This window comes from Nonomuraea sp. NPDC005692, from assembly GCF_040631115.1.
Taxonomy (GTDB): domain Bacteria; phylum Actinomycetota; class Actinomycetes; order Streptosporangiales; family Streptosporangiaceae; genus Nonomuraea.
The window spans coordinates 174,113-196,654 of sequence record NZ_JBEXYU010000012.1 but is presented as its reverse complement, the minus strand read 5'-3'; the positions used below and the strand labels follow the sequence as shown (position 1 = coordinate 196,654).

Here is a 22,542-nt window from a genome sequence, read left to right as displayed (position 1 = left end):
GTGTCGAGCAAAGGACCTTAATCCGCGGAGGTGCCCATGTCCTTGAACCACTCACCGGAGACGCAGACGAAGCTCATCGCAAGGGTCCCCACGATAACGGGACGCGAACTCCCCGAGTGGTTCCAAGCCATCGACAACGGCCCGTCCTTCCTGAGGTGTGACGAGCGGGCCAACTGGCTCGCCGACGAGCACGGGCTGACCCACGGCTACGCCGCCGCGATCGTGCTGGAGCACGAGCGGCACCGCCGTACCCGAATGGGCTTGATGTAGAGCCCTTCCCCATCCCCGCGCCCGTGCTCTGAGCACGGGCGCGTCATCATGAAGACATGGATCTGGACAAGGCGCTCGGCTTCATCGAGACGAACCACCACGCAGTCCTGCTCACCAGCCGTCGCGGAGGGCACCCGCAGATGTCGCCGGTGCTGGCGGGCGTGGCCGGCGGGCACATCGTCATCAGCACCCGCGAGACGGCGATGAAGGTGCACAACATCCGCCGGGATCCCCGCGTCTCGCTCTGCGTGCTCGCCGACGGCTTCTTCGGCGAGTGGCTCCAGGTCGACGGCACGGCCGAGATCGTCTCCCTGCCGGAGGCGATGGACCAGCTCGTCGCCTACTACCGCGACATCTCCGGCGAACACCCCGACTGGGACGGCTACCGCGAGGCCATGGTCAGCGAGCGGCGCGTCATCGTGCGCGTGACGCCGCTCCAGGCCGGGCCCGACCGTCAGGGCTGACCGCCGGCACGCGAACGGCCCCGCGCGGCCGGGAAGGCCGGGCGCGGGGCCGCAGAGCACGATCTAGGACAGACGCTCCAGCACCATCGCCATGCCCTGGCCGCCGCCCACGCACATCGTCTCCAGGCCGAGACTCTTGTCGTGGTGGCGCAGGCTGTTGATCAGCGTCGAGGTGATGCGCGCCCCGGTCATGCCGAACGGGTGCCCGACGGCGATGGCCCCGCCGTTGACGTTGAGCCGGTCGAGCTCGATCCCGAGGTCCTGGTACGACGGGATCACCTGCGCCGCGAACGCCTCGTTGATCTCCACGAGGTCGATGTCCTCGATCGCCATCCCGGCCCGGGACAGCGCCTGCTTGGAGGCCTCCACCGGCCCGAGGCCCATGATCTCGGGCGAGAGCCCGCTGACGCCGGTGCTGACGATCCGGGCCAGCGGCGTGATGCCCAGCTCGGCCGCCTTGACGTCGCTCATGATGACCAGGGCCGCCGCGCCGTCGTTGAGCGGGCAGCAGTTGCCCGCGGTGACCGTGCCGTCGGGGCGGAAGACCGGCTTGAGCCCGGCCACCCCCTCGTACGTGGTGCCGGCCCGGGGGCCGTCGTCCTTGCTGACCACGGTGCCGTCGGGGAGCGTGACGGGGGTGATGTCCTTCTGCCAGAACCCGTCGGCCAGCGCCTTCTCGGCCAGGTTCTGGGAGCGCACGCCGAACTCGTCCTGCTCGCGGCGGCTGACGCCCTTGAGCTGGGCCAGGTTCTCGGCGGTCTGCCCCATGGCGATGTAGATGTCGGGGACGACGCCGTCCTGGCGGGGGTCGTGCCAGGTGTGGCCGCCCTCGGCCGTCTTCTTGGTGCGGGCGGTCGCGTCGAGGAAGAGCGGGTTGTGGGTGTCGGGCAGCGAGTCGGAGTTGCCCTTGGCGAAGCGGGAGACGGTCTCGACGCCGGCCGAGACGAACACGTCGCCCTCGCCCGCCTTGATCGCGTGGAAGGCCATCCGCGTCGTCTGCAACGAGGAGGAGCAGTAACGCGTGACGGTCGTGCCCGGCACGGTGTCGAGCCCGAGCAGCACCGCCACCACCCGGGCCATGTTGAAGCCCTGCTCACCGCCCGGCAGGCCACAGCCGAGCATGATGTCGTCGATCGTGTTCGGGTCGAGCTGGGGCACCTTGGCCAGCGCCGCCTGGATCATCTGTACGGTCAGATCGTCGGGACGGATGTCCTTGAGCGACCCCTTGAAGGCTCGTCCGATCGGTGAACGCGCGGTTGCGACGATGACTGCCTCGGGCATGGCCCCTCCTTGTGTCCGGCGCTGATATTAGAACTATATTCCAGTCCTCCTCGCAAGCGCCCCGGGGCCCCGCCTCAGCCGTACATGCCGGGGGCGGTGGCGGTGTGGTCGTTGACGGCGTGCACGGCGCCCTTCTCGTCGCGCCACAGGCGCCAGCCGTCCTGGCTGCCGGTGAACCAGGGCGGCGGGGCGTTCATGGGGGAGACGCGGGTGCCGGTGCCGAGGTCGTACTCGCAGACGGCGGCCGTGGAGTAGAACCCGGGGGCCTGGCCGCGCAGCGGCAGCGGCTTGGGGTCGGTGACGCAGAAGGACCAGCCCCGCTCCTCGCCCACCTGCGCGGGCTTGCCCGAGACCAGGTCGAACGCGCTGCCCTTGGCGTCGTGCTTGAGGAAGCCCAGTTTGTCCATGCGGTCGGGGAAGGCCAGCCACCAGCCCGAGCCGGGGACGTCGGAGGCGGTGATCTGGCCGACCACCCGGCCGGTCTCGGAGTCGAGCCTGGCGAAACCGCCGTAGGCGCCCTGGCGGTCGACCGGGCGGACGACGGGCGCGTAGCCGGGGCTGCCGCTGGGGTAGACGCGTACGACCGAGGGACGCATCCAGTTGACCGTGCCGTCGCTGATCCTGACGGAGAACAGCCCGAAGGTGGAGACCTTCTTCGTCTGGGGGTTGGTGTAGGGGGCGACGTAGCCCACCAGGTTGTCGCCGGTCGAGCCGAACGCCCACCCGCCCGAAAGGTCGATGCCCGGCCCGAGCGCCTGCTCGATCGGCTGCTGCCACTGCAGCTTGCCGGTCTTGACGTCGTAGGACTCGATCATGGGGTTGGCGGCCATCCGCAGCAACAGGACCCGGGCCGGGTCGGACCACTCGACCTCGGAGATGCCGGGCAGCTTCCACATCACCCGGCCGGTCGCCGGGTCGAGCACGACCATCCGGGCGTGGGTCAGGGCGGTGTGCTCCGACACGCACAGGTAGGGGCCGCAGCGCTGCGGCCCGAACGTGGAGTGCATGGGCCTGGCCCACTTCTGCGCCCCGGAGCGGGCGTCGCGGGCGATGAGGGTGGCGTTCCAGCGGCCCTTCCGCGCCGGGTCGAGGGCCACGACCACCCCCTGGCCCTTGGCCGTCTCCACGACCGCGGGGGCGGAGACGCCCATGCCGGGCAGGCGGCCCGCCATGGTGGCCGGGTACGCCCACAGGCGCCGGCCGTCTTCGAGGCCGAGCGCCACGGTCTCCAGCGTGCCGTCGGGCTTCATGGACGTCGTGGTCACCACACCGGCCGCGGACACGATCCGGCTGACCGCGTTGACCTGGGTGTTCTGCCAGGAGGGGAAGTTCGCCGTGGCGGCGTCGCTGCCGGAGCAGGCGGTCAGGGCGAGGGTCCCCGCGAGGGCCAGGGAAGGTTTCATGAGGGGCCGGAGCACAGGCAATTCACTCCAAAAGAGGACGAGGAGTGACGGCTAAGGCTCGGAGGGTGACCGGATCGGGCGTCGTCAAGCCCCCCGGCGCGCACGATCACGCGTCGGTGGGATCGTCGAGCCGCCCGCCGGGCGCGCTCAGGCGTCGGTTGGCGTCTCGCCGAGCCGCCGGCGGAACAGCGTGGCCCACTTGCCGTGGAGCCCCGTCGCCCGCCCGTCGACCCGGGTCGCGGTGACCTCGGTGCCGGGCTCCTCCGCGGCCGTTGCCGCCGCAAGGTAGATCGGTTGCAGTCCTTCGCCCCGCGCGGGCCGCGGCTCAGGCCACAGCCCCAACGCAGCGCACACCGACGGTAGCACCGCGTAAGCGGCCTGCGCGTAACCTCGGTCAGATGGATGGAAACGATCCGGTCCGAACATTTCTGCCGGGTTTGTATCGAATTCCGGCCCCAGGACGTCGGCGAACGCCACCGTACGGCCGCCCGCGTCGACCACGGCGACGGTCTGGGCCGCCGCGAGCTGACGGCTCCAGCGCCGGGTCACCCAGCGCAGCGGCTGGGCGATGGGCCGGACCGTACCGAGGTCGGGGCAGGTGCCGACGACCACCTCGACGCCCGCCTCGCGCAGCCGCCGCACCGCCTTGGCCAGATGGCGCACCGCCACGGCCGGCGGCGTCTGGGTGATGATGTCGTTGGCCCCCACGAAGATGACCGCCACGTCCGGGCGCATGGCGAGGGCGGCGTCCACCTGCTCGGGCAGCTCGGCCGAGGGGGCGCCCGACTTGCCCGCCACGAGCAGGTGCACCGGCCGCTCGGCCACCGCCGCCACGCCGTTGGCCAGCAGGACGGCGGGGGTGTGGCTGGGATCGGTCATGCCCAGGCCCACCGAGGTGGAATCGCCGAGCATGACCATCTTGAGGGGTCTGCCGCGGAAATCGCCGTAGACGCCGTCGGAGGGCGGTCCGTCCAGACCGTGGGGGCGGCCGATGGCCTTGCGCGCGAGCAGTCCCTCGGCGATCAGCAGGCCGTACGCCGTGGCTCCCAGAGCCGTGAGCCCGCCACCTCCGAGCGCCGCCGCCATCGCGATCCGCCTGGCCGCGCGTGCCATGCCTGCTGCCCAGACCACGTAGTGTCCTCCCGGTCGAACTCGGCGGTAGCGTTTGCTTGAAAACTAGCCGAGGGCCTGCCACCCCCACTGGATCTCGGCCTCGGGCAAGCTGATCAAGCTTCGGCAAAGAAGGTGAACACCTCGGTGCGCGTTTACGATTCCCTGGTCGATCTCATGGGGAACACTCCGCTGGTCCGCCTGCACAAGGTCACGGCGGGGATCTCCGCCCAGGTGCTGGCCAAGGTCGAATATTTCAATCCGGGCGGCTCGGTCAAGGACCGCATCGCGCTGCGCATGATCGAGGCCGCCGAGGCTTCCGGCGCGCTGCGGCCGGGTGGCGTCATCGTCGAGCCGACGTCCGGCAACACCGGCGTGGGCCTGGCCATCGTGGCCCAGCAGAAGGGCTACCGGTGCCTGTTCGTGGTGCCCGACAAGGTGGCCCAGGACAAGATCGCGGTGCTGCGCGCGTACGGGGCCGAGGTCGTGGTCTGCCCGACCGCCGTCTCGCCCGACCACCCGGAGTCCTACTACTCGGTCTCCGACCGGCTGGCCCGCGAGATCCCCAACGCCTGGAAGCCCGACCAGTACTCCAACGTCAACAACCCCGACTCCCACTACCACTCGACCGGTCCCGAGCTGTGGGAGCAGACCGACGGCCGCATCACGCACTTCGTGGCGGGCATCGGCACCGGCGGCACGATCAGCGGCACCGGCCGCTACCTCCGGGAGGTCTCGGAGGGCCGGGTGAAGATCATCGGGGCCGACCCCGAGGGCTCGGTGTACTCCGGCGGCTCCGGCCGTCCCTACCTGGTGGAGGGCGTGGGCGAGGACATCTGGCCGGCCACGTACGACACCGGGATCTGCGACGAGATCATCGCGGTGTCCGACAAGGACTCCTTCAACATGACCCGCCGCCTGGCCCGCGAGGAGGGGCTGCTGGTCGGCGGCTCGTGCGGCATGGCCGTGGTGGCGGCGCTGCAGGTGGCGGCCAAGGCGGGGCCCGACGACGTGGTGGTCGTGCTGCTGCCCGACGGCGGCCGCGGCTACCTGTCGAAGATCTTCAACGACGACTGGATGGCCGACTACGGCTTCCTGACCACCAGCTCCGACGAGGGCCTGGTCGGCGACGTGCTGGCGCGCAAGGGGCCGGGCCTGCCGGAGTTCGTGCACGCCCACCCGCACGAGTCGGTCGGCACGGCCATCTCGATCATGCGCGAGTACTCGGTGTCCCAGCTTCCGGTCATGAAGGAGGAGCCGCCGGTCATGGCGGCCGAAGTGGTCGGCTCCATCGTCGAGCGCGACCTCCTGGAGGCCCTCTACCACGGCAGGCTCGCCTCAGACGACCCGATCTCCGACCACATGTCGGCGCCGCTACCCACGATCGGCAGCGGTGAACCCGTCGCGCGCGCGGTCGAGGCGCTGGAGAAGGCCGACGCGGCCGTCGTCCTGGAGGACGGCAAGCCCGCCGGGCTGCTCACCCGGCAGGACCTGCTCGCCTTCCTCGCCAACCACTGATCAGGGTCTCCTTATCGATTCGATCACGGTGCCGAGGCCCTCGTGCCCGCGTCCCTCGGCGTCGGCGCGCTCGAACAGCTCCTTCAGCGCGTTCGGCACCGTGGTTTCCACGCCGGCCTCGGCCAGCGCGTGCACGACGTGGCCGAGGCCCACGGCCTGCATGTGCAGCGAGTTCTGCTCGCCGGGGTAGCTCCCGGCGGCGAACGCCTCGGCCAGGATCTTCGCGAACCCCATCACGCCGTCGCCGCCGAGCTGGGTGAAGGTCTCCCGCACGTACGGCAGGAACTCCAGCGGGGAGACCCCGGCCGTGCTCAGCATCGCCATGGCGTGCATCTGGCTGGTCAGGCTCGACCAGAAGATCAGCAGCAGCGACTGGTAGTACATCATCGCCAGGCCCTCGTCCGCGCCGACGTGGATGACGTCGCCGAGGGCCCTCAGCGTCGCCGTGTGCCGGTCGAGCACGTCCTTCGGGCCGCTGTAGAAGGAGTACGCCCCCGGCTGCCCGATGCCCGGCGGCGGGACCATGATCCCGGCGGTGATGAGCGTGCCGCCCCGTCCAGCCACCCAGCGGGCCGCCGCGCGCAGCTCCTCCGGGGTGCCCGAGCTGAGGTTGACCAGCACCTTCCCGTCGAGCCCGGCCTCGCCGAGGCTGTCGTACATCGCCTGGTAGCCGATCTGGCTGAGCACCAGCAGGTCGCCGTCCGCGGCCGAGGCCGCGCGCCGGGCTCCGCGGGCGACCAGCGGTTCGGTCTTGCTCGCCGTACGGTTCCACACGGCCACGTCGAAACCCGCGCCGAGGAACGTCTCGGCCATCTTCGACCCCATCGGGCCGAGTCCCACAACTGTCACCTGAGTCATGACAGGGAGCCTGCGGCACCGCCCTACGGAAATCCTTATGACCGGCTACGGGTTAGTCTGTGCATGGTGCGATTCGGGGTGCTCGGCCCGCTGGCCGTCTGGACGGACGGCGGCGAGGAGATCCACGTCGCCGAGCCCAAGGTCCGCGCGCTCCTCGCCGCCCTGCTGGCGGCCGGCGGCGGACCGGTCTCCGCCGACCGGCTGATCGACGACCTGTGGGGCGACCGGCCCACCCGCAACCCGCTCGGCACCCTCCAGGCCCGCGTCTCCCAGCTCCGCCGCGCGCTCGGCGACCCCGCCATGGTCGTCCACGGCCCGGCCGGCTACCGGCTGGCCGCGCACGACTGCGACGCCGTCCGGTTCCGCGCGCTCGTGGGACGCCGCGGCGCCGCCCCGCGTGAGCGCGCCCGCGAGCTGGACCAGGCGCTCGCCCTGTGGCGGGGCGCGGCCTACGCCGACTTCGCCGACGAGGGGTTCGCCCGTCCCGAGATCACCCTGCTGGCCGAGCTGCGCCTGTCGGCCCTGGAGGAGCAGGCCGAGGTACGCCTCGCGCTCGGCCACGACGTCGACCTCGCCGACCTGGTCACCCGGCACCCCCTGCGCGAACGGCTGCGCGCCTCGCACATGAAGGCCCTGTACCGGGGCGGCCGGCAGAGCGAGGCGCTGGCCGGCTACGAGGAGCTGCGCGTCAGGCTGGCCGAGGAGCTGGGGCTCGACCCCTCGCCCGAGCTGGCCGCGCTGCACCGGGCCATCCTGCGCCACGACCCCTCGCTGGCCGCCCAGCCGCCCGCCGCCGACCCCGGACCGCTCACCAACCTGCCCGCGCCGCTCACCCCGCTGGTCGGCCGCGACGCCGACCTCGCCGAGGTCGCCGCCCTGCTGGCGGACTCGCGGCTGGTGACCCTGACCGGGCCGGGCGGCGTGGGCAAGACCCGCCTCGCCCTCGACGCAGCCCGCCGCCTGGCCTTCCCCGAGGGCTCCGCCGAGCCGCGGCAGGGCGGGTTCGCCGATGGGGTGTGGCTGGTGGAGCTGGCCGGGGCCGGGGGCGCCGACGTGGCCGAGGCGGTGGCGGCCGTGCTGGGCGTGCGCGACGACGACTCCGTGCCGCTGGCGCCCAGGCTGGCCGGGGTGCTGGCAGGCCGGAGCGCGCTGCTGGTCCTGGACAACTGCGAGCATCTGGTCGAGCAGGTCGCGGGGCTCGTCTCGGCGCTGCTACGGGCCGCGCCCGGCCTGCGCGTGCTGGCCACCAGCCAGGAGCCGCTGGGCGTGTCAGGCGAACGGGTCCGGGTCGTCCACCCGCTGGCCGAGGCCGACGCCGTACGGCTCTTCGCGGCCCGCGCGGAGGTCGAGCCCGGCCCCACCGTGGCCGTCATCTGCCGGCGGCTCGACGGCATCCCGCTGGCCCTGGAGCTGGCGGCGACGCGGGTGCGCGCGCTCGGCGTACAGGAGCTGGCCGCCCGGCTGGACGACCGGTTCAGGCTGCTCAGCGCCGGGATGCGGGACGCGCCGGCCCGGCAGCGCACGCTGCGGGCCACCATCGACTGGAGCTGGGAGCTGCTGTCCGCCGGGGAACGCGCGGTGCTGCGGCGGCTGGCCGCGCACGCCGACGGCTGCACCCTGGAGGCCGCCGAGGCGGTCTGCGCCGAGCCCGGCGTGGACGTGCTCGACGTGCTGGCCAGGCTCGTGGACCGGTCGCTGGTCGCCGTGGCGCGCGGCCCCCTGGGCCCCCGCTACCGGCTGCTGGAGTCGGTGACCGCCTACTGCCTCGAACGGCTGCGCGAGGCCGGCGAGCACGACCTGCTGCGGGAGCGGCACGCCCGCTACTACACCGACCTGGCCGCCCGCGCCGAGCTGCGCGGCCCGCGCCAGCACGAGTGGCTGGACCGGCTGGACGCCGAGAGTGCCAACCTGCGGCTGGCCCTGTCAGGACCGGAGCCCCTGCGCCTGGCCAACGCGCTCGCCTGGTACTGGATCCTGCGCGGCAGGCTGCGCGAGGCCCGCAGGTCGATCGAGGCGGCGCTGGCGGCGGGCGGCGAGGACAGCGCCGCCGCCCTGGCCTCGGTGTGGCTGGCCGGCATCGGGCTGCTGCTCGGCGAGCCCACCCCGCCGGTACGCCGGGCCGCGCTCGACCGTGCGGGGGCCGCGCTGGCCGACTGGTTCCTCAGCTACGTCCGCTGGGCGTACGGCGACCACGCGGCGCACCGGGACGCGGTGGGGCGGGCGCTGGCGGCGTACGAGGAGCTGGGGGACCGGTGGGGGGTGGCGGCGGCGCTGTGCCTGCGGGCCAAGCTCGCGGTGGGCCGCGGCGACCTCGCGGCGATGGAACGCGACGGCGAGCGCGGCCTGGCCCTCTTCCGGGCGCTGGGGGACGAGTGGGGGCAGGTCGAGGCCATGGACGTCCTCGACCGGCTGGCCGAGATCCGCGGCGACTACGAGCGGGCGGCCCGGCTGCGGCACGAGGCGCTGCGGCTGGCCGAGGGGCTGGGGTTCGACGTGTCGTTCAAGCTGGCCGCGCTCGGCCGGCTCGCGCTGCTCACGGGCGACTACGAGCGGTCCGACGACTACCACGGGCGGGCCAGGCGGCTGGCGGTGGCGCAGTCGTACCGGTCGGCTGAGGAGAACGCGCTGCTCGGCCTGGCCATGAGCGCCCGCAGGCAGGGGCGGTACGAGGAGGCGGAGTCGTACCTGCTGTCCGCGCTCGACTGGCTGCGGCAGGTCCGGGGGACGCCCGGGACGGCGTTCGTCATGGCCGAGTGGGGGTTCGTGGCCGAGCAGCGCGGCGACGCCGGGACGGCGCTGGCCCGCCAGCGCGAGGGGTACGCCAGCGCCCGCGCGACGGGCGACCCGAGGGCCGTCGCGCTGGCCCTGGAGGGCCTGGCGGGCGCCTTGTCGATCGCGGGCCGCGACGAGCAGCGGGCGGAGGCGGCGCGGAAGCTGGGACGGGCCTCGGCGCTCCGGCGAGCCGTCGGCGCGCCCCTTCCCGCCGGCGAACGCCATGACGTGGACCGGATCACCGCCCGCCTGCGCACCGAACTGGGCGAGACGGAGTTCGCCCGGTCCTTCGCCGCGGGGGAGCGGGAACCCGGCGAGGTCACGGCCGATCGGTCGGCCGGGTCAGGGGAGCGGGAACTCGGCGATCACTTCCCAGGGGCCCTCGGGGGACGGGCCCGCGTAGAGCCTGCCGCCCAGCGCCTCCACCCGCTCGGCCATGCCGACCAGCCCGAACCCGCCGCCCAGCCGGGACACCCGCGGATCTGACGCGAACGAGCCGAAGTTCCGCACCCGCAGCACGACCACCCGCTCGTACCGCCGCAGGTCGGCCTCCACCCACGCGGCCCGGGTGGCGTGCTTGCGCACGTTGGTGAGCGACTCCAGCAGGACCCGGTGCAGCGTCGTCATCACCTCGGGCGGCAGCGTCCGGTCGTCGATGCCCGACCCGATCTCGAACGCCACCTTCGGCCCCTCGACCGAGAAGCGCTCGGTCAGGAGCCGCAGGTCGGCCAGCGTCGTGCCGGGCCTGCGGTCGGCCTCGTCCTCGGTGCGCAGGACGGTGACCATGCGCCGCATCGAGGTCAGCGCCTCCGACCCGGCCGAGGCGATCGCGTCGAGCGCGGGCAGCACGGCCTCGGGCTTGTTCTCGGCGACCGTACGCGCGGCCTGGGCCTGGACGACGATGCCGGTGATGTGGTGGGCGACGAGGTCGTGCAGCTCCCTGGCCAGTTCGAGGCGTTCGGCCCGGCGTACGGAGTGCACCGCCTCGGTCCGGCGTTCCTGCTGGAACCGCAGGTAGCCGCCGATGCCCACGGCCATCGACCACCCCGCGAACAGCAGGAACGCGAACGCCAGCCCCGCCGTGCGGTAGTCGCGCCCGGCCGACTCGGCCATCAGCACGACCAGCCCCACGAGTGACAGCACCGCCGCCCGCCGTACCGGCTCCACGTGCCGCAGCACGCCGATGAGGAGGATCAGCAGCGACCCCGTCTCGGCCATGCCGGGCACGCCCGGCGCGTCGACCGACCCGATGACCAGCGACACGGCGAAGGACAGCCCCAGCAGCGCGCAGAAGCCCTCAAGCCGGTGGCGGCGGCGCAGGACGACCGCCGCGATCCCGGCCGCGCCGCAGAACGGCACGAACCACTGCAGCCCCCCGGTGCCGACGGCGATGACCAGGTCGAGCATCAGCATCAGACCGAGCCAGCCGAGCATCGCGATCTCGCTCAGCCGCCGGACCCAGTACACGACGCCTTTCGAATCCCCCACGTCACGAGAGTAGGCCGGAAGTCGGACAACTCGTATCAACCGATCGGCCGACCCGGTCGCCGCCGGACCAGCCCTTCAGCGGAGGCGGCGGTGACGGCCCCTCGGCGATGCTGGAACACATCGGAAGGGGGACAGGACATGGTTGTCATCGGGTTCGTTCTGCTGGGGTTGGGACTGGTCGTCACGGCGCTGCTCGCGCTGGCCGACCCCGTGCTGCTCTCGCGCATCAACGGTGAGGACGCGGAGGGCGCCAGCGGCCGCCACATCGACGTGGAGGTCGTACGGCTCACCGCCCCGGCCGCGACGGTCGCGACGGCCCGCGAGCCCCGGGCGGCCTGAGCCTTCGAGAAACGTGGCCCGCGCGGGCATGGCCGCGCGGGTCCGGGCGGGCGCCGTCGGGGGACGGTCCCGCCACCGGCCCGCGATCCGCTGGGGAACGGATCGCGGGCCGCTTTCCGTTAACGTGGGGCCTATGACCAACGGTTTTGAGACCCTGGCGATCCACGCAGGTCAGGAGCCCGACCCGCTGACCGGCGCGGTCGTGCCGCCGATCTACGCCACGTCCACCTACAAGCAGGACGGCGTGGGCGGCCTGCGTTCGGGATATGAGTACAGCCGCTCGGCCAACCCCACGAGGACGGCGCTGGAAGAGGCGCTGGCCGCCGTGGAGGGCGGCGCGCGCGGGCTGGCCTTCGCCTCGGGCCTGGCCGCCGAGGACACCCTGCTGCGCACGGTGTGCAGGCCGCAGGATCACGTGATCATCCCCAACGACGCGTACGGGGGCACGTACCGGCTGTTCGCCAAGGTGCACGAGCGCTGGGGCCTGCACTACGACCCGGTCCCGCTGCACGACCTCGACGCGGTGGCGGCGGCCATGACGCAGAAGACGAAGATCGTGTGGGTCGAGACGCCCACCAACCCGCTGCTCGGCATCGCCGACATCGCCGCCCTGGCGCAGCTGGCCCACGAGAACGGCGCGCTGCTGGTCGTGGACAACACCTTCGCCTCGCCGTACCTGCAGCAGCCCCTGGCGCTCGGGGCCGACGTGGTCGTCCACTCCACCACCAAGTACGTCGGCGGCCACTCCGACGTGGTCGGCGGCGCGCTGATCGCGCGGGACAAGGGCCTCGGCGACGAGCTGACCTACCACCAGAACGCGATGGGCGCGGTGGCCGGCCCGTTCGACGCCTGGCTGACGCTGCGCGGGCTCAAGACCCTCGGCGTGCGCATGGACCGCCACTGCGACAACGCCGAACGCGTCGTCGACCTGCTGCTCGCGCACCCGGGCGTGACCCAGGTGCTCTACCCGGGCCTGGCCGAGCACTCCGGCCACGAGGTCGCCGCCAAGCAGATGCGGCGCTTCGGCGGCATGGTGTCCTTCCGCGTCGCGGGCGGCGAGGCCGAGGCCGTGGAGGTGTGCAACCGGGCCAAGCTGTTCACGCTCGGCGAGTCGCTGGGCGGCGTCGAGTCGCTCATCGAGCACCCGGGCAGGATGACGCACGCCTCCGCGGCGGGCTCGCCCCTGGAGGTGCCGAGCGACCTGGTGCGCCTGTCGGTCGGCATCGAGACGATCGACGACCTGCTCGCCGACCTCACCCAGGCCCTCGGCTAGGGCACCGGGACAATCGTCAAGGCGGTCGGGACCACCGTCAAGGCGTCGGGACCACCATCAGGAAGAGGATCACCAGCCAGATCACGGCCAGCAGGCCGCTGATCGCGGCGATCCGGCCGGTCTGCACCTTCGCGTCGTCCTCCGCGTTCTCGCTTTCGAGCGCGCGGAGGGCGGTGCGCAGGTCGCGGTCGATGATGACCAGCAACACGATCGCCACGATGAACAGCGTCATCGACGCCGTCATGTACCACAGGCCGAGCACGCCGTTCCCGACGGCGATGCCCAGGGCCACGCCGAACACCAGCACACCCAGGCTGGCGAGGCTGTAGATCCTCGTCGTGCGCTGGATGTTCCGCAGCACGGGCACGTTCTTGTTGCGGATGGCCCGCGGAGCCGCCATCGTCGCGGCGGTCAGCGGGCCGATCGTGAAGATGGCGAAACCGATGTGCAGCCAGAGAAGCAGGGACATGCGCCTGAGACTAGTCCCCGACGATCTCGGTCGGCGGCTCGACACTCTCTTTAACCTGCGAGGAGCAACGCATGATGAGCTCCGTGGCCGCCACCGCGACGGCCATCAGGGTGATCAGCAGGATCGTGGCAATCATGGGCTCCCCTCCTTCCCCGTGGTGGACGTAAATATCGTCCGTAATGACTAGACGGACGTGCAACGGAATAAGTTCGCCACGGGTATGGTTGGTCACCGTCGCTTTTTTCTTACCTTCAGGGCACAAGGGGGTGCCGTCCGTGGCCATCAGGCATGTCGAGCCGTACACCGACGAGTGGCTGCAGCAGCCGGCGGGCTATGTGGAGCGCGTCGTCGACCTGCTCGGAGCCGAGGTGGCCGACTGGTGGGAGGGCCCCTGCGATCCGCGTCACGCCACGGTCAAGCTGGCCGACGGCCACGCGCTGGTGTGGGACGAGGAGAGCGGCTGGCGGCTCGGCCGCTTCGTCTCCGGTGGGGCGGGCGCGCACACCGAGCTGACCGGCGTCCGCTACCTGGGCCACGGGCTGCTGCCCCGGCCGGAGCGCGTGCCGCAGGCGCTGGGGGACGCGCGGGCGGGGGTGGGGGCCAGCTCGGCCTGGCGGCCCTGTTACCGGTCGCACCGCAACTGCCGCGACGGGTTCGACGTGGCCCTCGACTTCTACGCCCGCCTGATCGAAGCCTGACAGACCCCCAGGACAAGCCCCAAAGCCTCAAAGGCAAGGGCCTCCGCCCTGGGGGCGCTGCGCGCTGAAGGGCTCCGGGCTCTGCTTCCTCGAGGGAGCCGAGCTCCCCCGAACCCCCGCGCCGGTGGCTGCCGCCCCCGGTACCCCCGCCCATCCCGCCGGGCACGAGGTGTCACGGCCCCGCACAGCGCGGCCCTCTCGCCCTTCCGGCGCATCGTCCCGCCGAACCGGCTCCCTCTCGGACGGCCACCTCTTACCCTGAGCCAAGAGGCAGCAGCCGGCTTCCCGGGAAGGGGACTCCCATGAGCTCCGCCGGTACGAACATCCTGATCCTGGACGACGCCGGCATCGGCCCCCGGATCGCCGAGGCCAGGAAGCTGGCCGGGTTGACACAGGACGGCCTGGCCCTGCTCGTGCCCTGCTCCAAGAGCCTGGTGTCCCGGGTTGAGCGAGGAAGCAAGCCCGCGACCCCCTGGTTCATCGCCGCCGTGGCCAGGGCGTTGCGCATCGGCGTCACCGAACTCACCGGACAGCCCTACCGGGGCTCCACCGCACCGGCCGACCGGGCGCACGCCGGCATTCCCGCCGTCCGCATCGCACTCAACCACTGGGACGTCCCGCCTGAGCTCGCTGTGGAGCCCAGAGCGCTCGACGCGATGGCCGATGACGTTCGCAGGGTCGGCGTCCTGCTCGACAGGATCGACTATGCAGAACTCGGCCGGGTGCTACCGGGCCTGATCGAGGAACTGTCCGCCGTCCTGCACGGCAGTGAGGGCACGAAGCGCCGGACCGTGGCCGAGATGATGATGTACGCCTTCGTGGCCGCCAAGTCCGTCGCCTATCGCCTCGGATACGTCGATCTCGTCTCCGTCGCCGTGGATCGTGCGGCGCAGGCCGCGCGCGAGACCGGCATACCGGAACTGCTCGCCTACGTCGCCGAGGAGCGGGCCCAGGTGTTCTTCGGCTCGGCGGCCTACCGCACAGGACTCACCTTCCTCGAACGCGCCCACCAGGAGTTCGACCACCTGGTCTCGGACAGCGAACCGGGGCTGGCCGTCCTGGGCTCGATGCACCTGAGGTCCGCCATCCTGTCCGCCCGGCTGCGCCCACGAGGGACGGAGGCGTGGGAACACCTGGCGGCGGCGCGCGAGTACGCCTCGCGCATCGGCCGCGACACCAACCACCACGGCCTCGCCTTCGGGCCCGGAAACGTGCGCATCCACGAGATAGCGGCCGCCATCGAGCTGGAGGACCCCGACGAGGCGCTGCGGCGGAACGAGGGCTTCACGCCGCCCCGATCCCTCCCACCCGAGAGGTCTTCGCACCACTACATCGATCTCGCCCGGCTCCAGCTCATGGCCGGCAGGCCGGATCGTGCCCTCGACTCGCTCAGGCGCGCGGAGCGGCTGTCCCCGCAGCACACGGCGTACCACCCGATGGCCCGCGAAACGGTCACTGGGCTGCTGCGAGCGCATACGCGCGTTCCGGAGCCGCTGCGATCGCTGGCGCGACGCATCCGGCGGACGACCCCCTAGAGAAGTCGCACACAGCGTGTGACTTTCCTTCCGGTGACGTCCGTAGTTTCGGTCACGTGCCGCGACATGACGACGTACTGAACCCCGGGAAATCGGGGTGCTTGAGGGCCCGTCCGACGCCCCAGGGCCGGGTGCCGGTGCGGCTGTCCGCCTGTGCCACGGCCCGTCCAGCGGTGGCGGGACCGTGGCCGTGAGCGTGCGGCTGGTGCGGGCCGGCAACCCCGGCTGGCACATCCATGACGTGACCGGAGGCTGGGTGGCCGTCCGCAGGAGCCCGGTTCCCCGCGGAAGCGTGCTGTCTAACGTCCGCTGTGGAGCGACGCTGGACGAGCTGTCCGAGAACCTGGCCGAGGAGACCAGGATCGAGACGACGGCCGCCCGTCGTCTCCGAGCGTTCAGCCGTACGGCGGAGTGAGCCTCCAGCGCCGGAGGGAATGCCGATGAGCGAAGGCATTCCCTCCGGTCAGCGGGAGCGGCGGAGGCGGAGGAAGTCGCTGACGACGTATTCGCCGAGCCGGTCCGCGCTCGGTGAGAACACCCGGCCGCCGTTCCTGCGGGCCACCTCGTCCACGAACTCCTTCAGCCGGTCGTCGGCCGCCAGCATGAAGACGTTGATCGTCGCCCGCCGTCGCGTCATCTTGTCCACCTCGGCCAGCGTCAGCTCCAGCGTCTCGTGCGACGGCGGCCACTCGAAGGCCGACCTGCCGTTGCGCATGAGGTGGGCGGTCGGCTCGCCGTCGGTGACCACCAGCACCACCGGCTCGAAGTCGGGGTGACGGTCGAGATGGCGGCCGGCGATCAGAAGGGCGTGGTGGAGGTTGGTGCCCTGGACCATGTCCCAGTCGAGGCCGGCCAGCTCGTCGGGCTGCAGGACCCTGGCGTAGTTGGAGAAGCCGATGATCTGCACGGCGTCCTGCGGGAACTTGGAGGCCACCAGCGCCTGGAGGGCCAGCGCCGTCTGCTTGGCCGCGGCCCACGTGCCGCGCAGGGCCATCGAGTACGACAGGTCGACCAGCAGGCACACCGCCGCCGCGCTGCGGCGTTCGGTCTCGGAGACCTCGAAGTCGTCGACGGACAGCCGCACCCGGGCCCGACCGTCCTGGGGGGCGGTCGCCACGCCGCCGCTGCGCACGCCGTTGACCAGCGTGCGGACGACGTCGATCGGCTGCTCGTCGCCGAAGCGCCACGGCCGGGTGGAGCCGGTGAGCTCGCCGGCCGAGCCCGCGTCGTGCTGGTCGTGGTCGCCGCGCCGGCCCGCGTCGAGGGAGGAGAACACGCGTCGCAGCGCGGTCTCGCCGAGCCGCCGGACCGCCTTCGGGGTCAGCTCCAGCTTGCCGCGGCGGCGCAGCAGGTAGCCCTGCTCCTCCAGCTCACGTTCGATGCGCTTGAGCGCCTCCAGGTCGTCGACCGCCGCCCGGCCCAGGGCGCGGCGTACGGCGGCCTCGTCGATGTCGTCGAGCCGCGCGCCCGGGTAGTCCTGGCGCAGGGCGGTCTCCAGCTGGGTGAGGTCGGCCAGCTCCTCCAGGGCGGTGACGGCGTCGCCCATGGCCAGGGGCTCCTCGCCGGTCAGGCGCTCGGGGGCGTTCCACGCCAGGTCGGGACGGCGGGCGTGCAGGGCCTCGCCGAGGCGGCGCATCTGGTCGGACAGGCCGGCCTGGTCGAGGGTCTGGTTGATGAGGTTGGACAGCTCCTCACGCTGGCGGGGGGTCATCGAGGCCAGCATGCGCTGGGTGGCGGCGGCCCGCCGGGCCAGGATGTCGACGAGCTCCTCAAGGTTCCGGGGTGTTTCTGGGAACAAATCGCCATATTTCGCCATAAAGGCGTCAAAGTCTTCTTGGGTGTGCTCGCCCCGGGTGTCCCTGTCCAGCATGTCGTTCAGGTCGGACATCATCTGCCGGACGCGGGCCATGGCCTCGGGGTCGGGGTTGGCCAGCGCGTCGCGGAGCCCTCTGAACTGGCTGTCGAGCACCTCGCGCCGCAGCAGGTCGCGCAGTTCCTCGAACGTCTGGCGGGCCGCCGCGGAACGCCACTCGTACGTGCTCAGCTCCTGGATGGCGCTCGCGGTGTCCTCGGGCAGCCCGTCGAGCCCCGCCTCGCGCAGCCGCGCGTCGTCGGACGGGTCGGGGAACAGCTCGGCCCGCTCCTGCCCGATCGCCTTGTCCAGCAGCGCCCGCGCGCGTTCGAGGGTGCCGTCGAGCCGCCCGCGCTCGCGCAGGTCCCTGCGCCGCCTGCGGACCTCCTTGAGCATGTCGTCGAGCCCCCGCCGGTCCTGGCTGCCGGGCAGCCCGCGCTTGAGCAGGTCGCGCAGCGCGTGGACCGGCGTCGAACCGGACAGGATCGCGTCGCCCATCTCGTCGAGGGCCGCGCGTACGTCGTAAGGAGGGGCCAGGGGGTCGGGGCCGTCGTGGTATTCGCCGTAGCGGAAGGCCATCACGCTTCCACGCTAACCCCAACCCGCCCCCGCCCGTCTACGGACGCCTGGCCACTTCCCACACCTCGACCGCGCTGTTCGCGTCGGGCGTATAACTCACCTGGACCTGGACCGCGCGCCCGGCCCCCTTGAGCGCCTTGGTCAGATCGGCCGACTCGCAGGGCAGCGTGCCGAGCCCGCGCTTGTCGACGCCGGCCGGCTTCCCGGACACCCAGCGGTCGCCGCAGCGGGCGGTGGCCCGGTAGAAGGACGTCAGGTACGTGTAGCCCAGCTTGATCTGCTTGCCGCCGGTGCTGAACAGGACCGTCGCGTCGTCGATCCGCTTGACCGAGCCGCGCGCGGTGACCGGCTCCGGCCAGGCGTTCAGCAGGAACTCCTGAGCCTTCACGGCCTTGCCGCCCTCGTACTCGACCCGCAGCGGGACCGCGCCCTGCCGGAGCCCGACGGTGAGCTGGGCGGGCTTGCACGGCGTACGGCCCAGGCCGTCGCGGTCCAGCGCGACGCGGCCCTCGGTCTCCTTCAGGTCGCACGCCGTCGTCACCCGGCTGTAGGCGGCGCGGGTGTAGTCGAGCTTCAGCTCTTCGGCCCCCGGGACCGGGGTCAGCCTGTAGAGCACGTTGCCGCCGCGCCGCACCTTGGCCGGCTTCATGGGGACGATCCGCAGGCTGCCCTTGCCGTCGGCCCAGGCGTAACCGTAGGCGGTCTTGGCGGTCGTCCTGGCGGGGGCCGCCTGCGCGGGAAGCGCGAGGCCACCCAGGACGAGGCCGACGGCGGTGGCATGGATGAGCAGGCGCATGGGCGGTTCCCCCCGGAGTCGTGATCAACCAAACACTACGACGCGGGAAACCGCCCGTTTGTTCACGTCCTGTAGATCGTGACCCCGTCGAGGTCTTCCTTTGACAGCCGTCGCATCAGGTAGAGACCTTCGAGCGCGAACTCCAGGGCCGCCGCGGCGTGCCCGGGGGACTCCTCGCCGGCGCCCATGCCGAGCCTGGACATGATCTTGGCCAGGCCGCTGACCGGACCGATCCGGTGCAGCAGCTCGGCCGCGGCCACCATGTCGCCGGACTCCACCTGATTGCCCTCGGCGAACTTGTCGGTCACCGGGGCCAGGTCCATGCCGCCCAGCCTGCTCCTGAACGTCTCGGCCGTGGCCCGGCGCAGCAGGTGGGCCAGGATCTCGGTCTCCCTGCCCTCCTCGCTGACCTCGAACTCCACCTTGCCGCGCAGGCTGTGGACGACGCAGGCCAGGTCGCAGACGCGCGTGACGGCCTGGTCCTCGCCCTTGATCGCGGACCTGCGCACCGCGGAGGCCGCGGCGGTCTCGGCGGCGGCGATCGAGAAGCGCGCCGACACGCCGGAACGGGCGTCGACGGCCGTGGACTCGCGGACCAGCCGGGTGAACCTGGCGATCACCTCGATCAGGTGCTCAGGCACGTCGGCCCCGATGTCGGGCACCGACTCCTGGCGGATGAGCGTGAGCTCGTCCTCGACCGTGAGCGGGTAGTGGGTGCGGATCTCGGCGCCGAAGCGGTCCTTCAGCGGCGTGATGATGCGGCCCCTGTTGGTGTAGTCCTCGGGGTTGGCGCTGGCGATGAGCAGGATGTCGAGTGGCAGGCGCAGGTTGTAGCCGCGCACCTGGATGTCACGTTCCTCCAGGACGTTGAGCAGCGAGACCTGGATGCGCTCGGCCAGGTCGGGCAGCTCGTTGACGGAGAACACGCCGCGGTTGGTGCGGGGGACCAGGCCGTAGTGGACGGTCTCGGGGTCGCCGAGGGTGCGCCCCTCTGCGATCTTGATGGGGTCGACGTCGCCGATGAGGTCGCCGACGGAGGTGTCGGGAGTGGCGAGCTTCTCGCCGTAACGCTCGTCGCGGTGCTTCCACGCCACCGGCAGCTCCTCGCCCAGCTCGCGCGCCAGGGTCTTGCAGCGCGTGCAGGCGGGGGCGTACGGATGGTCGTTGATCTCGCAGCCCTCGACCACCGGGGTCCACTCGTCGAGCAGGCCGGTGATCGTGCGGATGAGCCGCGTCTTGCCCTGCCCTCGCTCACCGAGCAGGACCAGGTCGTGCCCGGCGAGCAGCGCCCGCTCCAGGTGTGGCAGGACGGAGTCGTCGAAGCCCACTATGCCGGGGAACCGGGGCTCACCGGCCCGCAGCCTGGCCAGCAGGTTTTCCCGGACCTCGGCCTTGACGCTGCGATGAACGTGGCCGCTCTCCCGCAACTCGCGGAGAATACGTGGCTGATGCACGGGATCGAGACTACGTCCCCCGCGAGAAATGCGGCAGAGAGTTTCGCATCTGGCGGAGATTTCGGATCTTGACCTATTGCGTGACGGTTCGTACGCGTGCTTGTCCCTTTAGTGGGGAGAATCGGCCCTAGGGAACATGCACATGTCGAGGGAGGCGAGACGCGTGGCCTTGATGACAAGCCGCTTCGCCGACGGCCTCGCCGTGGGTTCCGACCTGGTGGAGGCCGCGGAGAGCGCCGTCGGTCAGGCACTGTCGAGGCTCAGCGGCCAAGCCGACCTGGTCTGCTTCTTCATCTGCGGCGAGGACCCCGAGGACGTCGCCAGAGCGGGCCAGGCCGCGATGAAGCTGGCGCCCGAGGCGCATGTGATCGGATGCAGCGCCACCGGCGTGATCGGCGACGGGCAGGGGGTCGAGCTGACGCCCGCGGTGAGCGCGTGGGCGGCCACCCTGGAGGGGGCCAGGCTCACCACGTTCGCCCTGGAGACGCTGGCGGCCGAGGACCGGTTCGTGGTCGTCGGGCTGCCCGAGCGCACAGGGGACGACCACGTGGCGATCCTGCTGGCCGACCCGTACACCTTCCCGACCGACGCGTTCGTGGAGCGTTCGGTCGACGTGCTCGGCGACCTGCCGCTGATCGGCGGCCTGGCCAACGGGCTGCAGGGCAGGGGATCCGTACGGCTGTTCGCGGACGGCAAGATCTACACCGAGGGCGCGATCGGCGTCCTGCTCAGCGGGCCGATCAAGATCAGTACGGTGGTCAGCCAGGGCTGCCGCCCGATCGGCCCCAGCATGGTGGTCACGGCCTCGGAGGAGAACCTGCTGCTCGAACTGGCCGGTCAGCCCGCGCTGGCCCGGCTGGAGGACATCGTCAGCGAGCTGGACGAGGACGACCGCGAACTGGTCGCCGCCGGCCTGCAGATCGGCGTGGCCATGGACGAGTACGCCGAACGCCACGAACGCGGCGACTTCCTCATCAGGGGAGTCATCGGCATCGACCCCGAACGCGAGGCCGTGGCCATCGGGGACATCGTGGAGATCGGCCGTACCGTGCGCTTCCAGGTCAGGGACGCGGCCACCGCCGACGAGGACCTGTACGACCTGCTCGACGCCCACCGCGAGGAGCTCGGCAAGGTCGACGGCGCGCTGCTGTTCTCGTGCAACGGCCGGGGCTCGGCGATGTTCGGCACCGCCGACCACGACCCGGTCGCCCTGCGCGACACGCTGGGACCGATCGGCGTCGCGGGCTTCTTCGCCGCGGGCGAGGTCGGGCCGGTCGGCGGCCACAACCACGTGCACGGGCTCACGGCTTCCGTGCTGGTCTTCTCCAGCGCCGCGGAGCCGGAGCTGTCGTGATCCTGGCGATCGACGTCGGCGGCACCAAGATGGCCGCCGGGCTGGTGGCCCCTGACGGCACCGTGGTCACCTCCCGGCGGGCCGCCACACCCCAGAACGCCGACGCCGAGACGCTGTGGCACACCCTCACGACCCTCATCGACCCCTTGTCGGCCCGCGCCGAAGGGGTGGGCGTGGGCTGCGGAGGGCCCATGACCTGGCCCGACGGCGAGGTCTCGCCGCTCAACATCCCCGCCTGGCGCGGCTTCCCGCTGCGCGCCCGGCTGTCCGGCCGGTTCCCCGGCTTACCGGTACGCCTCCACAACGACGCCATCTGCCTGGCCATCGCCGAACACTGGCAGGGCGCCGGCCAGGGAAGCGCCGACATGCTGGGCATGGTGGTCTCCACCGGCGTCGGCGGCGGCCTGATCCTGGACGGACGCCTGGTCAACGGCGGCACGGGCAACGCCGGCCACATCGGCCACGTCGTGGTCGAACCGGACGGCGGCCCCCGCTGCGGCTGCGGCGGCCACGGCTGCCTGGAAGCGGTCGCCCGCGGCCCCGCCCTCACCACCTGGGCCCTCGCCCAGGGCTGGACCCCCACGGGCGGCCCGGAGCCCTTGGAGGCGTCCGAGGGCAGGGAGGCGTACCAGGAGGACCGGGCGGTCACCGGGCGGGCGCTGGCGGCCGACGCGCTCGCCGGGGACCCCGTGGCCGTGCTGGCCATGCGGCGGGCCGGACGGGCGCTCGGGATCGCGATCGCCTCCGCCACCCACCTGTGCGACCTGGACCTGGTGACGATCGGCGGCGGCCTGTCGCAGGCCGGCGAGCCGCTGTTCGGCCCCCTGGAGGAGGCGCTGCGGGACCACGCCCGCATGGGCTTCGCCCGCCGCCTCAAGGTCGTGCCCGCCGCCCTCGGACAGGAGGCCGGCCTGGTAGGCGCCGCCGCCCTCCTCCTGGCCGGCGGCGCCTACTGGACCTCCTCCCGCGACTGACCCTCGCGGGAGGGTCGCCGGGCGGGCGCGGGCCGAGGGTGCGGAGGCCGCCGCC

At 72.1% G+C, this 22,542-nt stretch carries 20 protein-coding genes and 1 pseudogene; 11 read left to right on the top strand and 10 right to left on the bottom strand.

Annotation, left to right across the window (positions count from 1 at the left end; translation table 11 throughout):
• The first annotated feature begins 36 nt into the window (after window positions 1–36).
• Both ABZ459_RS25435 and ABZ459_RS25430 read left to right on the top strand, forming a co-directional pair.
• Window positions 37–270 (top strand): DUF4287 domain-containing protein, encoded by a 234-nt coding sequence (locus ABZ459_RS25435; RefSeq protein WP_352323556.1) that lies wholly within the window; start codon window positions 37–39, stop codon window positions 268–270.
• Window positions 271–326: 56 nt separating this feature from the next.
• Window positions 327–734 (top strand): PPOX class F420-dependent oxidoreductase, encoded by a 408-nt coding sequence (locus tag ABZ459_RS25430; RefSeq protein WP_357974722.1) that lies wholly within the window; start codon window positions 327–329, stop codon window positions 732–734.
• 63 nt (window positions 735–797) lie between these two features.
• On the opposite strand, the gene ABZ459_RS25425 is transcribed toward ABZ459_RS25430, so the two are convergent.
• The 3 genes from ABZ459_RS25425 to ABZ459_RS25415 form a co-directional block, all read right to left on the bottom strand.
• Window positions 798–2,015: an acetyl-CoA C-acetyltransferase gene (locus tag ABZ459_RS25425; protein ID WP_357974719.1), complete on the bottom strand. Its 1,218-nt coding sequence runs from the start codon at window positions 2,013–2,015 to the stop codon at window positions 798–800.
• 74 nt (window positions 2,016–2,089) lie between these two features.
• Complete coding sequence (locus tag ABZ459_RS25420; protein ID WP_357974716.1) at window positions 2,090–3,418, bottom strand: PQQ-binding-like beta-propeller repeat protein; 1,329 nt, start codon at window positions 3,416–3,418, stop codon at window positions 2,090–2,092.
• A 147-nt stretch (window positions 3,419–3,565) separates the two neighbouring features.
• Window positions 3,566–4,549 (bottom strand): SGNH/GDSL hydrolase family protein, encoded by a 984-nt coding sequence (locus tag ABZ459_RS25415; protein WP_357974713.1) that lies wholly within the window; start codon window positions 4,547–4,549, stop codon window positions 3,566–3,568.
• Window positions 4,550–4,675: 126 nt separating this feature from the next.
• Between ABZ459_RS25415 and ABZ459_RS25410 the strand changes: the two genes are divergently transcribed.
• Window positions 4,676–6,046: a cystathionine beta-synthase gene (locus tag ABZ459_RS25410; protein WP_357974710.1), complete on the top strand. Its 1,371-nt coding sequence runs from the start codon at window positions 4,676–4,678 to the stop codon at window positions 6,044–6,046.
• Here ABZ459_RS25410 and ABZ459_RS25405 read toward each other — a convergent pair whose 3' ends face one another.
• Complete coding sequence (locus tag ABZ459_RS25405; RefSeq protein ID WP_357974708.1) at window positions 6,047–6,895, bottom strand: NAD(P)-binding domain-containing protein; 849 nt, start codon at window positions 6,893–6,895, stop codon at window positions 6,047–6,049. It lies immediately after the preceding gene.
• Window positions 6,896–6,967: 72 nt separating this feature from the next.
• On the opposite strand from ABZ459_RS25405, the gene ABZ459_RS25400 reads away from it, so the two are divergent.
• Window positions 6,968–10,162 carry a BTAD domain-containing putative transcriptional regulator gene (locus ABZ459_RS25400; protein WP_357974705.1) on the top strand — a complete coding sequence of 1,065 codons (3,195 nt, stop codon included), beginning with the start codon at window positions 6,968–6,970 and terminating at the stop codon, window positions 10,160–10,162.
• A gap of 285 nt (window positions 10,163–10,447) precedes the next feature.
• Here the strand turns inward: ABZ459_RS25400 and ABZ459_RS25395 are convergent.
• Window positions 10,448–10,714: pseudogene (locus ABZ459_RS25395) on the bottom strand (histidine kinase dimerization/phosphoacceptor domain-containing protein); the annotation flags it as partial.
• A gap of 588 nt (window positions 10,715–11,302) precedes the next feature.
• Here ABZ459_RS25395 and ABZ459_RS25390 point away from each other — a divergent pair.
• Both ABZ459_RS25390 and ABZ459_RS25385 read left to right on the top strand, forming a co-directional pair.
• A complete protein-coding gene (locus ABZ459_RS25390) occupies window positions 11,303–11,503 on the top strand; it encodes a hypothetical protein (RefSeq protein WP_357974702.1) in 201 nt (66 codons plus the stop codon).
• 133 nt (window positions 11,504–11,636) lie between these two features.
• Window positions 11,637–12,776 carry a cystathionine gamma-synthase gene (locus tag ABZ459_RS25385; protein WP_357974699.1) on the top strand — a complete coding sequence of 380 codons (1,140 nt, stop codon included), beginning with the start codon at window positions 11,637–11,639 and terminating at the stop codon, window positions 12,774–12,776.
• A gap of 37 nt (window positions 12,777–12,813) precedes the next feature.
• Here the strand turns inward: ABZ459_RS25385 and ABZ459_RS25380 are convergent, their stop codons facing one another.
• Together ABZ459_RS25380 and ABZ459_RS25375 are read right to left on the bottom strand one after the other, a co-directional pair.
• Window positions 12,814–13,245 carry a DUF2269 family protein gene (locus ABZ459_RS25380; RefSeq protein ID WP_357974696.1) on the bottom strand — a complete coding sequence of 144 codons (432 nt, stop codon included), beginning with the start codon at window positions 13,243–13,245 and terminating at the stop codon, window positions 12,814–12,816.
• Window positions 13,246–13,255: 10 nt separating this feature from the next.
• Window positions 13,256–13,381 carry a hypothetical protein gene (locus ABZ459_RS25375; protein ID WP_352326121.1) on the bottom strand — a complete coding sequence of 42 codons (126 nt, stop codon included), beginning with the start codon at window positions 13,379–13,381 and terminating at the stop codon, window positions 13,256–13,258.
• A 139-nt stretch (window positions 13,382–13,520) separates the two neighbouring features.
• Here ABZ459_RS25375 and ABZ459_RS25370 point away from each other — a divergent pair, with 139 nt between their 5' ends.
• The 3 genes from ABZ459_RS25370 (at window position 13,521) to ABZ459_RS25360 (ending at window position 15,893) form a co-directional block, all read left to right on the top strand.
• Window positions 13,521–13,943, top strand: a complete 423-nt coding sequence (locus tag ABZ459_RS25370; protein WP_357974693.1) for a DUF6292 family protein — start codon at window positions 13,521–13,523, stop codon at window positions 13,941–13,943.
• Window positions 13,944–14,245: 302 nt separating this feature from the next.
• A complete protein-coding gene (locus tag ABZ459_RS25365) occupies window positions 14,246–15,478 on the top strand; it encodes a helix-turn-helix transcriptional regulator (protein WP_357974689.1) in 1,233 nt (410 codons plus the stop codon).
• 184 nt (window positions 15,479–15,662) lie between these two features.
• Window positions 15,663–15,893, top strand: a complete 231-nt coding sequence (locus ABZ459_RS25360; RefSeq protein ID WP_357974686.1) for a hypothetical protein — start codon at window positions 15,663–15,665, stop codon at window positions 15,891–15,893.
• Window positions 15,894–15,941: 48 nt separating this feature from the next.
• On the opposite strand, the gene ABZ459_RS25355 is transcribed toward ABZ459_RS25360, so the two are convergent.
• The 3 genes from ABZ459_RS25355 to ABZ459_RS25345 form a co-directional block, all read right to left on the bottom strand.
• A complete protein-coding gene (locus ABZ459_RS25355) occupies window positions 15,942–17,909 on the bottom strand; it encodes a hypothetical protein (protein ID WP_357974915.1) in 1,968 nt (655 codons plus the stop codon).
• Window positions 17,910–17,946: 37 nt separating this feature from the next.
• Window positions 17,947–18,705: a hypothetical protein gene (locus ABZ459_RS25350; RefSeq protein ID WP_357974684.1), complete on the bottom strand. Its 759-nt coding sequence runs from the start codon at window positions 18,703–18,705 to the stop codon at window positions 17,947–17,949.
• A gap of 62 nt (window positions 18,706–18,767) precedes the next feature.
• Window positions 18,768–20,159 (bottom strand): sigma 54-interacting transcriptional regulator, encoded by a 1,392-nt coding sequence (locus tag ABZ459_RS25345; RefSeq protein WP_357974681.1) that lies wholly within the window; start codon window positions 20,157–20,159, stop codon window positions 18,768–18,770.
• Between the two features lie 172 nt (window positions 20,160–20,331).
• Here ABZ459_RS25345 and ABZ459_RS25340 point away from each other — a divergent pair, with 172 nt between their 5' ends.
• Both ABZ459_RS25340 and ABZ459_RS25335 read left to right on the top strand, forming a co-directional pair.
• Window positions 20,332–21,513 (top strand): FIST N-terminal domain-containing protein, encoded by a 1,182-nt coding sequence (locus ABZ459_RS25340; protein ID WP_352353142.1) that lies wholly within the window; start codon window positions 20,332–20,334, stop codon window positions 21,511–21,513.
• Window positions 21,510–22,487, top strand: a complete 978-nt coding sequence (locus ABZ459_RS25335; protein WP_357974678.1) for an ROK family protein — start codon at window positions 21,510–21,512, stop codon at window positions 22,485–22,487. The genes ABZ459_RS25340 and ABZ459_RS25335 overlap by 4 nt, the downstream gene beginning before the upstream one ends.
• Window positions 22,488–22,542 lie beyond the last annotated feature (55 nt).

What these genes read in the sequence shown, in the direction of transcription:
- ABZ459_RS25435 (WP_352323556.1), top strand. Translation starts at nt 37, where the DNA reads ATGTCCTTGAACCACTCACCGGAGACGCAGACGAAGCTCATCGCAAGG.
- ABZ459_RS25430 (WP_357974722.1), top strand. Translation starts at nt 327, where the DNA reads ATGGATCTGGACAAGGCGCTCGGCTTCATCGAGACGAACCACCACGCA.
- ABZ459_RS25425 (WP_357974719.1), bottom strand. Translation starts at nt 2,015, where the DNA reads ATGCCCGAGGCAGTCATCGTCGCAACCGCGCGTTCACCGATCGGACGA.
- ABZ459_RS25420 (WP_357974716.1), bottom strand. Translation starts at nt 3,418, where the DNA reads ATGAAACCTTCCCTGGCCCTCGCGGGGACCCTCGCCCTGACCGCCTGC.
- ABZ459_RS25400 (WP_357974705.1), top strand. Translation starts at nt 6,968, where the DNA reads ATGGTGCGATTCGGGGTGCTCGGCCCGCTGGCCGTCTGGACGGACGGC.
- ABZ459_RS25390 (WP_357974702.1), top strand. Translation starts at nt 11,303, where the DNA reads ATGGTTGTCATCGGGTTCGTTCTGCTGGGGTTGGGACTGGTCGTCACG.
- ABZ459_RS25385 (WP_357974699.1), top strand. Translation starts at nt 11,637, where the DNA reads ATGACCAACGGTTTTGAGACCCTGGCGATCCACGCAGGTCAGGAGCCC.
- ABZ459_RS25380 (WP_357974696.1), bottom strand. Translation starts at nt 13,245, where the DNA reads ATGTCCCTGCTTCTCTGGCTGCACATCGGTTTCGCCATCTTCACGATC.
- ABZ459_RS25375 (WP_352326121.1), bottom strand. Translation starts at nt 13,381, where the DNA reads ATGATTGCCACGATCCTGCTGATCACCCTGATGGCCGTCGCGGTGGCG.
- ABZ459_RS25365 (WP_357974689.1), top strand. Translation starts at nt 14,246, where the DNA reads ATGAGCTCCGCCGGTACGAACATCCTGATCCTGGACGACGCCGGCATC.
- ABZ459_RS25355 (WP_357974915.1), bottom strand. Translation starts at nt 17,909, where the DNA reads ATGGCCTTCCGCTACGGCGAATACCACGACGGCCCCGACCCCCTGGCC.
- ABZ459_RS25350 (WP_357974684.1), bottom strand. Translation starts at nt 18,705, where the DNA reads ATGCGCCTGCTCATCCATGCCACCGCCGTCGGCCTCGTCCTGGGTGGC.
- ABZ459_RS25340 (WP_352353142.1), top strand. Translation starts at nt 20,332, where the DNA reads ATGACAAGCCGCTTCGCCGACGGCCTCGCCGTGGGTTCCGACCTGGTG.